The 9246-nt window shown below is 33.8% G+C and carries 7 protein-coding genes; 2 read left to right on the top strand and 5 right to left on the bottom strand.

Annotated features, from left to right (window positions below; genetic code table 11):
* From TA89_RS00930 to ptsP, 5 genes are all read right to left on the bottom strand, one after another.
* Positions 1 to 741: ATP phosphoribosyltransferase regulatory subunit (locus TA89_RS00930; RefSeq protein WP_040210135.1), on the bottom strand; the 741-nt coding region annotated here is incomplete at its 3' end.
* Between the two features lie 278 nt (positions 742 to 1019).
* Positions 1020 to 2366, bottom strand: coding sequence for an ABC transporter substrate-binding protein (locus tag TA89_RS00925; protein WP_040210134.1), 1347 nt, complete (start codon positions 2364 to 2366; stop codon positions 1020 to 1022).
* Positions 2367 to 2421: 55 nt separating this feature from the next.
* Complete coding sequence (locus TA89_RS00920; protein ID WP_040210131.1) at positions 2422 to 3243, bottom strand: carbohydrate ABC transporter permease; 822 nt, start codon at positions 3241 to 3243, stop codon at positions 2422 to 2424.
* Positions 3243 to 4169: a carbohydrate ABC transporter permease gene (locus tag TA89_RS00915; protein ID WP_082023794.1), complete on the bottom strand. Its 927-nt coding sequence runs from the start codon at positions 4167 to 4169 to the stop codon at positions 3243 to 3245. The genes TA89_RS00920 and TA89_RS00915 overlap by 1 nt, the downstream gene beginning before the upstream one ends.
* 299 nt (positions 4170 to 4468) lie before the next feature.
* Positions 4469 to 6085, bottom strand: a complete 1617-nt coding sequence (gene ptsP / locus TA89_RS00910) for a phosphoenolpyruvate--protein phosphotransferase (protein ID WP_040210130.1) — start codon at positions 6083 to 6085, stop codon at positions 4469 to 4471.
* Positions 6086 to 6486: 401 nt separating this feature from the next.
* On the opposite strand from ptsP, the gene TA89_RS00905 reads away from it, so the two are divergent.
* Both TA89_RS00905 and TA89_RS00900 read left to right on the top strand, forming a co-directional pair.
* Positions 6487 to 8493: a sigma 54-interacting transcriptional regulator gene (locus tag TA89_RS00905; RefSeq protein ID WP_040210127.1), complete on the top strand. Its 2007-nt coding sequence runs from the start codon at positions 6487 to 6489 to the stop codon at positions 8491 to 8493.
* 232 nt (positions 8494 to 8725) lie between these two features.
* Positions 8726 to 9246 (top strand): YitT family protein (locus TA89_RS00900; RefSeq protein WP_040210125.1); only part of this gene is annotated, 521 nt, incomplete at its 3' end.

Below are 9246 nucleotides of genomic sequence, written 5' to 3'. Positions count from 1 at the left end.
TTCAACAAACTCATCTCCAGAAACCTTCAGCTCCTTAAGTGAATTAAAGGTTTCTTCAGGAGTACCTTCTATGGAAATAAACTGTTGAATTTTACTTATAGACTCTTCAGATATTCCCTGTTCTCTAAGCTCTCTTTTTACTGATTCAATTCCTATCTTATCCAGCTTATCTATGATTCTTAGCACTTCTGTTTTACTTGAGATACTCAATGCTTCAAAAAAGCCGTTTAATATTTTTCTGTTATTTATGTTTATGGTAAAAGAATCAAAACCTAAATCCTTAAAGGTAGAATATATTATGCTTGGTATTTCAGCATCATTTATTATGCTCAGTTTTCCATTACCTATTATATCTATATCGCATTGATAGAATTCCCTGAATCTTCCCTTTTGATTTCTTTCTCCCCTATAAACCTTACCAATTTGATATCTTCTGTATGGAAAGGTTAAGGAAGACATATGCTGTGCTACATATCTTGCAAGAGGAACTGTAAGATCAAATCTTAAAGATAAATCGCTGTCTCCTTTGTTGAATCTATAAATCTGTTTTTCAGTTTCTCCTCCACCCTTAGCAAGAAGAACTTCCGACTTTTCAATTAAAGGAGTCTCTTGAGGAATAAACCCGTATTTTTCATAATTCCTTCTGATAGTATCCTTCATCTTGTTAAATGCTATCTGTTCTGAAGGCAGCAGCTCCAGAAATCCCGGTAATATAGAGGGCTTTAAAATTTCTTTTTCCATAATCTATCCTCCACCATTATAATTTGTATAATATTCTAACCTAAAAATCCTTTTATAATCTAACCAAATAAAAGGGAGAAGCCTCCCTCTCCTTTAATTATAATACCACATTATCATTTTTTATTAAATAAGCTATTAGTGCAGGGATTGCTATTTTAATGGAATTTATGAAACTTAACCGCATTAATATAAGAAAAATCAAATTAAACAAGTAAAAACAGGATAAAAGTCCTATATAGGACATTTTATCCTGTTTACTAATTCTCCATTGTAAGTATTTATTTGTTTGATTTATTGTACTTTTCCAATGCAGTGTTAATGGTAGAAGCTGCTTTTTCTACAGCCTGCTCCGGTGTAGATTTATTCTGAAGCAGTCCTTCTATCTCTGTTTCTATTACCTGTCTTGCTTGAGGGAATACTCCTAATAAAGCGCCTCTTGATTCCACAGTAGAAGCATGAAGCTGATCAATAGCTGTTTGGAACTGAGGATATTTTTTCAGATGCTCCTTCATTTCAGGAAGGTCATAAGCTTTTTGTGTTATTGGGAAGTATCCTGTGCTCTTATGCCAGTATACCTGCTGCTCAGGAGAAACCATAAATTTAATGAATTCCCAGGCTGCTTTTCCTTTTTCCTTGTCCTTATTATCCAGTATCCAAAGAGAACCTCCTCCTATAGATACTCCTCCCTTATCCCCCTCATTAATAGAAGGAAGAAAAGCTGTCCCCACTTCAAACTTTCCGTTTGTACCTTTAATTATTGAGTTTAGTACTGCAGTTGAGTCAATCATCATAGCTGTTTTACCTGCATTAAAGGCATTTTGTGTATCTGCTGTCTTTCTTCCGTAATTTCCTGCATTACCTGTATCGTATAATTCCTTCCACATCTTAAATATATTTAATCCAGCACCATTTTTGTCAAATTCCACCGCAGTAGCCTTGTCTTTTCTTCCATTTTCGTTATTTGCAAAGGCTAGTCCCTGTTTAGCGGCAAACTGTTCAAAGAACCATCCATATACCGCCATTGAATATCCATAACGAGAAACCTTGTCGCCTTCTTTCTTAGTAAGCTTTGCAGATATTTCCTGTAATTCCTTCATGGTTTTGGGAGCCTTTTCAGGATCTAGTCCCGCTTCTTTGAAGGCATCTTTATTATAATAAAGTATTGGAGTAGAAGAGTTAAAAGGCATAGAATATAGTTTATCATTAACGGTATAATATCCAAGAATGTTTTTTTCTAAGGATGAAATATCAAATTTATCTTCATCTATAAACTGCTGCATGGGTACTGCATAACCACTATCTATCATCCATCTTGTACCTATATCATAAAGCTGCATTATATCCGGTCCTGCATTTCCCTGCTGTGAACTCTTCATCTTGTTTATAGCATCATCATAGGAACCCTGATACTCAGCATTAACCTTAATTTTATCCTGACTTTTATTAAAGTCCTCAACCATTTTGCTAATTGCTTCTCCTCCTGCACCTCCCATGGAGTGCCAGAATATTAATTCAGTAGTTCCTCCGCCCTTTGCTCCGGAATTATCATTAGAACCGGAGCATCCAGCTGTAATCATAGTAACCATAGATGCCGCTAAAATTAATGAAAGCAACTTCTTTTTCATTATTAAACCTCCTATAATATTATCTTTATTTAATCTTTAATTATTTAAGTAAAAATTATCCCTTTACCGCACCTGATGTCATACCCTTTATCAGCTGTTCCTGACCGGCAATAAATATAAATATAGATGGTATAAGTATCATTACTATTCCTGCCATTATAATTCCATAGGACTGAGCTTCAGCAAACTGAAGCATGCTTATGCCTATTTGTACAGTTCGTTTATGAGGACCGTTGGTTACCAAAAGCGGCCACATATATTGATTCCAGGTCATTAAAAATACGTATATTCCTAATGCTCCCACTATTGGTCTGGACAAAGGAATAACTATTTTAGTAAGGAATTTAAAAGAGCTGCATCCGTCTATTATAGAAGCCTCCCTTAATTCTTTAGGTATAGTGAGATAGTACTGTCTCATCATAAATATACCCATAGCAGAAGTTAAATAAGGTACAATCAATCCCTGATAGCTGTCAATCCAGTTCCAGGATGCTATAGACAAATAATTAGCTATTATTATGGCTTCTCCAGGTATCATCATGGTTGCCAGGATAGCTATAAATATAGCTTTTTTCCCTTTGAAATCATAAAAAGCAAAGGCATAAGCCGCTAGGCTGGCAGTAATTATCTGACCAAGGGTAACCGCTGAAGAAACTATTAAACTATTAATAATAAATTTAAAAATCGGAGCAGTGGATAAGACCTTTCTATAATTATCTAATCTAAAGCTGCCGGGAAAAATTTTAGGTGGATACTGAAATATCTCCCCCTGATCCATAAAGCTTATAGAAAGAGCATATAGTATTGGAAAAATAATAATAATTCCCAATATCACACTTACAAAAAAGAGTGCTATTTTTTTGTTTCTGCTTATCATTATTTATAGAACACTCCTTTCTTTTCAAATTTAAACTGAATTATTGTTATAAACAGCATTATGCAGAATAATATAACGGATTGAGTGCTTGCCATTTCAAATCTATTATTAAAAAAAGCTTCTCTATATATGGAATGAACCAACACATTTGTAGCATCATTAGGTCCTCCTCCAGTCATGAGCTTAACCTGCCCGAAAGCCTGAAATGCATTTATTATGTCGATGAATATAACAAAAAACAGCGTTGGGGAAACCATAGGGATAATTATTTTAAACAATTTTTGGAAATAATTTGCTCCATCAATAGATGCACTTTCTATGAGCTCCTCAGGGATTCCCTTGAGACCGGAAAGCAGAAAAATAAAGTTAACACCGAGATTCAGCCATATTGTTACCACAGCCACTGAAATCAAAGCGTATTTTTCATCTGTAAGCCATCCGATATTCGCTCTTAACACGAAATTCATAAGTCCTATACTTGGGTGAAAGATAAGCATCCATATTATAGCAGCAGGTGCAGAAGCAACGGCCATAGGCATGGAAAACATAAGCTGAAATGCTTTACTGCCTCTAATCTTATTGTTTGCTATAAGCGCCAGTATAAATCCTATTATTAAAGTTGGTATTGCCAGCATAGGAACAAATTTAAAAGTAAGCATAAGACTATTTTTAAATTCCGGTGATTTAATAACCTCTAGATAATTGGCCATACCTACCATTTCTACAACCTTTCCCTTTGCGTTGGTAATGCTAAAGCTTAAGTATAGAGTTTTGAAGAAAGGGAAATATACAAAGGTCGAAAATAATACAAGAGAAGGAAGTAAATATAAATAGGGAACTATAACCTCTTTAAATTTCTTCCGTGGTGGTGTAACAGCTCGTCCTAAAACGTTTTCAGGAATGTTTAAATCAACTGAACTCTGCATGAAATTCCTCCTTGTAAAAATTTCAGCTAATATTATTTAAAATTCTCTGACGCCTTAGAATTTAAATTTAATATTAGCTTACAAACTCTTCTTTATATTGCTGTATTTATATATTATGTCTCGTATATCCATAATACAATATTATATAATTAATGTAAATATTTGTTTATACTTTAACATATAGTGATTATTACAGGGGTAAATGAATATATCTCTTTAACTTTCAAGATAAAACTTTAGTGAAATAACAAAGCTGCAGTATAGTGAACTATACAATTCACCATACTACAGCTTCGTTATTAGCATTCTATAATTATTTTCTTTGCAGGAAGGATGGATGTGGAGCTCATAGAGAATTCATCCAGTCCATACTCAACCAATGTAGGAATAGCATCTTCGTCTCCTGCCATTTCTCCGCACATACCGCACCATTTTCCCTGGCTGTGTGCACCTTCAATTGTCATTTTGATTAATTTAAGCACTGCAGGATGCATTGGATCATATAAATATGAAACTTTTTCACTCATCCTGTCTGCAGCAAGGCTGTATTGAATAAGATCATTGGTTCCAATGGAGAAGAAATCCACATGTTTTGCAAGCTCATCAGCGTTAACCGCTGCTGCAGGAATTTCTACCATTATTCCCCATTCTATTTCTTTGCTGTATGACTTACCTTCTTCTTTAAGTTCAGCCTTACATTCTGATACAATGTCCATAGCCTGCTGATACTCTTTTAAAGAAGATATCATAGGGAACATAACCTTTAAATTTCCGTATACTGAAGCTCTCAATAAAGCTCTTAACTGAACCTTAAAAATTTCAGGTCTGTCAAGACATAATCTTATTGCTCTGTATCCTAAGAAGGGGTTCATTTCCTCAGGCATTTCTAAGTAAGACAGCTTCTTATCTCCCCCGATATCCAGAGTTCTTATAACTACAGGCTTACCTTCCATTCTTTCAAGCACATATTTATATGCTTCATATTGCTCTTCTTCAGAAGGCATTTCATCTCTGTCCATATATAAGAACTCCGTTCTGAAGAGGCCTATCCCGTCTCCTCCGTTTGCAATAACCTGTTCTACATCCTGAGGCTTTCCTATATTTCCTGATACTTCTATACGCTTTCCTGCTCTGGTTTTAGTTTTAGTGTCTATTAGCTTCTTTAATTCTTCTTTTTCATCTAAAAATGCCTGCTTTTTATTTTTGTATTCTTCAATTACATTATCATCAGGATTTACAATAACCAGGCCTTCAATACCATCTACTATAACTATATCTCCGTTTTTCACTTGTTTGGTTATATCCTTTAATCCTACTACTGCTGGGATTTCCAGGGTTCTAGCCATAATTGCACTATGAGAGGTTCTTCCTCCTATATTAGTCAGGAAGGCTATTACCTTATCTTTATCTAATTGAGCAGTATCTGAGGGAGTTAAGTCATGGGCTACAACTATGGTATTTTCTTCTGCTATAGCAAAAGAGCTTAAGTCCTTTCCTGCTAAGTTTGCTATTATCCTCTTTGAAACGTCCTTAATATCAGCAGCTCTTTCTCTCATGTACTCGTCTTCCATACCTTCAAATATCATTACAAAGGTATTCATTACGTCATCCACTGCTTTTATTGCATTACTTTTGTTATTGTCAATTTCCATTTCCATGGCCCCTACAAATTCAGGGTCATCTAATAAAGTAAGATGAGCTTCAAATACTTCAGCTTTCTCTTCTCCCATAGATTTTATAGTGTTTTCTTTAATTTTTTTAATTTGATTTTTTGATTTTAAAACCGCTTCCTGAAGCTTTGATTTTTCGCCTTCAATGTTGTCTACAGTTTCACTGCCAATTTTTATCTCTACTTCTTCATGTACAAATACTTTACCTATAGCATATCCTTTAGATGCAGCAATACCTTTTATCATTATATAATTCCTCCTCCTGCTATATTACCAACAATAGTGCAACACTTGTATTATATATATTATATTCTTATACTTGATTATTATAAATAGCAATTAACATGCCAAAAGAATTGTTAATCTAAATTTTACATAAAAAACCTTGATATTTAGATAAATTACACCTTTTATGTATCAAATATAGGGATAATATTAAAAACGAATCCATTTTCATAATACTATAAAAAGAAAAAAAGTTATTTACTACCATGATGTTGATAAAATATATCATACTAAAAAGCACCTACAACTTTAATAATTGCTTGAAAGCCTTATATTATGCTATTATAATGCTATGATAAAAATTATCAACGTTTTTTCAATATTGATAAAAATTATCAAATCAAATATATGGGGATGAAATAATGTTTTCAAAAGAAGTTATTATTAAAGATCCGCACGGCCTGCATACTAGAATAGCTGCCATGATAGTAAATAAAGCCTCAGAACTTATAAGTAAATATAAAGTTAATCTCTTTATCCATAAACCGCCCTATAAAGATCCTCTGGGAATCAGCATGCTTGCATTAATTTCTCTAAAGGTCAGACAAAATGAAAGCATAATAATCTCCTGCAGAGAAGGAGAAAATGGTAAGGATGGGGTTTTGGAGCTATGCAGCTATATAGAAAGTCATATAAACAGCAATACTCAATCCATGAAAGAAATAGACGCTTTTATAGAAGAAACAAAAATAGCAAACGAACAAATTCTAGACAATTTGCCTATAGGTATTCTGGTTATAGATACCGACTGTAACATTACCTCTATAAATAAATATGCCCTAAGCTTCCTTGAAGTTAAATACGAAGAGGTAATAGGAAAGCCGGTACTTCAATTTATGAGCTCTTCAGACCTTCCTGAAATATTAAAATCAGGAGAAAAACATTATGGGTTAATGCATTATATCAATGATAAAATTGCTATGGTCAGCAGAAGTCCTATTTACTCAGGTGATAAGATAATAGCTGCTGTGGCTGTTTATCAAGATGTGTCAGATTTAATAGGAATGAAGGAGTTAAATGAAAAATTCAGAAAGCTATTGGAAACTTCCCATGACCTCATTTGTTTTGTAGATGAATACGGAGATATTACTTATATTAATTCTTCATATAAAACATACTTTTCTCTGAATTATGACGACGTAGTAGGAAAAAATTTGTCAGATATTTCACCAAAAGGCTATAGAATGAAAGCATTAAAATCTAAAAAAAAGCTGGAAAATGTACTGCACACAAAATATGGAGTGGATATAGTAACCAGCGTAGAGCCTATATTTATCGACGGGAACTTCAAAGGTGTAATATCTACCTCTAAACCCATTAATGAAATAAAAGAAATATTAAGCAAACTGGAAAAGTCAGAAGAAGAGCTAAAATATTATAAGGATGAGTTTATACGGCACAATCAGCTTAATTCCTCCTTCAGAGACATTATTGGCTCCAGCGGAACTTTAAAAAGTGTCCTCTCCATGTGCCTAAAAGCTTCCCAAAGCACATCCACAGTACTTATTACAGGAGAAAGCGGAACCGGTAAAGAACTTATTGCTAAAGCAATACACAACAATTCAGATAGAAAAGATAAGCCTTTTATTAAAGTTAACTCCGCCGCTATACCTGAATCACTGCTGGAAAGTGAGCTTTTCGGATACGAAAAAGGAGCTTTTACAGGTGCTAATAAGAGTAAACCCGGTAAATTTGCTTTAGCTCATGGCGGAACATTATTCCTAGATGAAATTGGTGATATGCCTGTCTCCATGCAGGTAAAGCTTTTAAGAGCACTACAGGAAAGAGAAATTGAGGCATTGGGTGGTTTAAAACCCCAAAAAATAGACGTTAGGGTTATAGCGGCAACAAATAAAGATCTTGAGGCTATGCTTAGGGAAGAAAGCTTTAGAGAAGATTTATATTACAGGCTAAATGTACTTTCAATTAACCTTCCTCCTTTAAGGCGAAGGCAAGAAGACATAAGTGCTCTTACAGAGCATTTTATAAATAAGTTTAATGCAAAGCTTGGAAAATCCATTAAAGGTATAGACATCAAAAGCCTTAAGCTTCTTCAGGATTACAGCTGGCCTGGAAATGTGAGGGAACTGGAAAATATTATAGAAAGAGCTTTAAATCTATGTGAGGGTGAAACAATTACGGAAAAAGATCTCCCCTCTTATATAAATTCAATCCATGATCATAATGAGGATTTAATCAAAACGGTGGATGGGGAGCTGCTGCCCTTTGAGGAGTATGAAAAGGCTATAATCAAAGCTGCCATGGAAAAATATAAAAGCTACAACAGAGCAGGTAAAGCTCTTGGCTTAACTCACAGAACCATTTCATTAAAATGCGCAAAGTATAATATACAAGTAAATAATAAATAAAATGCAATTTTTAGAACTTATTATTTATGGATATTTTAATATATTCATAATTTATAAGTTCTTTATTTATAACTTTTTTATTTATAAATTCTTTTCCTTTTCACTGTTTACTTATACTCTTTTAACTGATACTATAATTAATGATTTATAAAAATCTATGGAATAATACTTATAATAATTTATGATATTTTGTTTAAAATACATAAACAATACTACTGTGGAGGCTAATCAAATGGATTTTATCAGAAGTAAAAAGACCTATATATTTGACATAATCATCATTTTTTTAGGATGTTTGATTGCATCTTTAGGCGTAAATATGTTTCTTGCCCAGGCGAGACTACTTAGCGGAGGTGCTACAGGTATAGCACTTATAGTCCAGTATTTGACGGGGTTTAAAGCTGGATTCACAGTGTTTTTAATCAATATCCCTCTGTTCTTTCTAAGTTACTATAAACTGAGCAAAAACTTTACTTTTTATTCTGCCATAGGAATGCTTTCTTTATCTGTGTCATTGATTATCACCGAGCCATTAAGCGGAATACTTCACATAAATGACACTCTTCTATACTGTATTTATGGAGGAGTTTTATGCGGGATAGGCTATGGATTAGTATTCTCAAGAAATGCATCCACCGGGGGCACAGATATAATAACCATGCTTATAAGGAAAAAATACACCGGGGATATAGGCAAGGTTGGATTTACAGTTAATTTTATCATTATAATCATAGGTGCTGTTTTTTTAGGCCT

The sequence above is a fragment of the Clostridium polynesiense genome (genome assembly GCF_000820705.1).
Taxonomy (GTDB): Bacteria; Bacillota; Clostridia; order Clostridiales; family Clostridiaceae; genus Clostridium_AA; species Clostridium_AA polynesiense.
The sequence above is the reverse complement of the archived record's forward strand: the minus strand, read 5'-3'. Positions and strand labels throughout refer to the sequence as shown.

Excerpts from the sequence above, each read along its gene's own strand:
- TA89_RS00915 (WP_082023794.1), bottom strand. The coding sequence starts at position 4,169 with ATGCAGAGTTCAGTTGATTTAAACATTCCTGAAAACGTTTTAGGACGA.
- TA89_RS00925 (WP_040210134.1), bottom strand. The coding sequence starts at position 2,366 with ATGAAAAAGAAGTTGCTTTCATTAATTTTAGCGGCATCTATGGTTACT.
- TA89_RS00905 (WP_040210127.1), top strand. The coding sequence starts at position 6,487 with ATGTTTTCAAAAGAAGTTATTATTAAAGATCCGCACGGCCTGCATACT.
- ptsP (WP_040210130.1), bottom strand. The coding sequence starts at position 6,085 with ATGATAAAAGGTATTGCTGCATCTAAAGGATATGCTATAGGTAAAGTA.
- TA89_RS00920 (WP_040210131.1), bottom strand. The coding sequence starts at position 3,243 with ATGATAAGCAGAAACAAAAAAATAGCACTCTTTTTTGTAAGTGTGATA.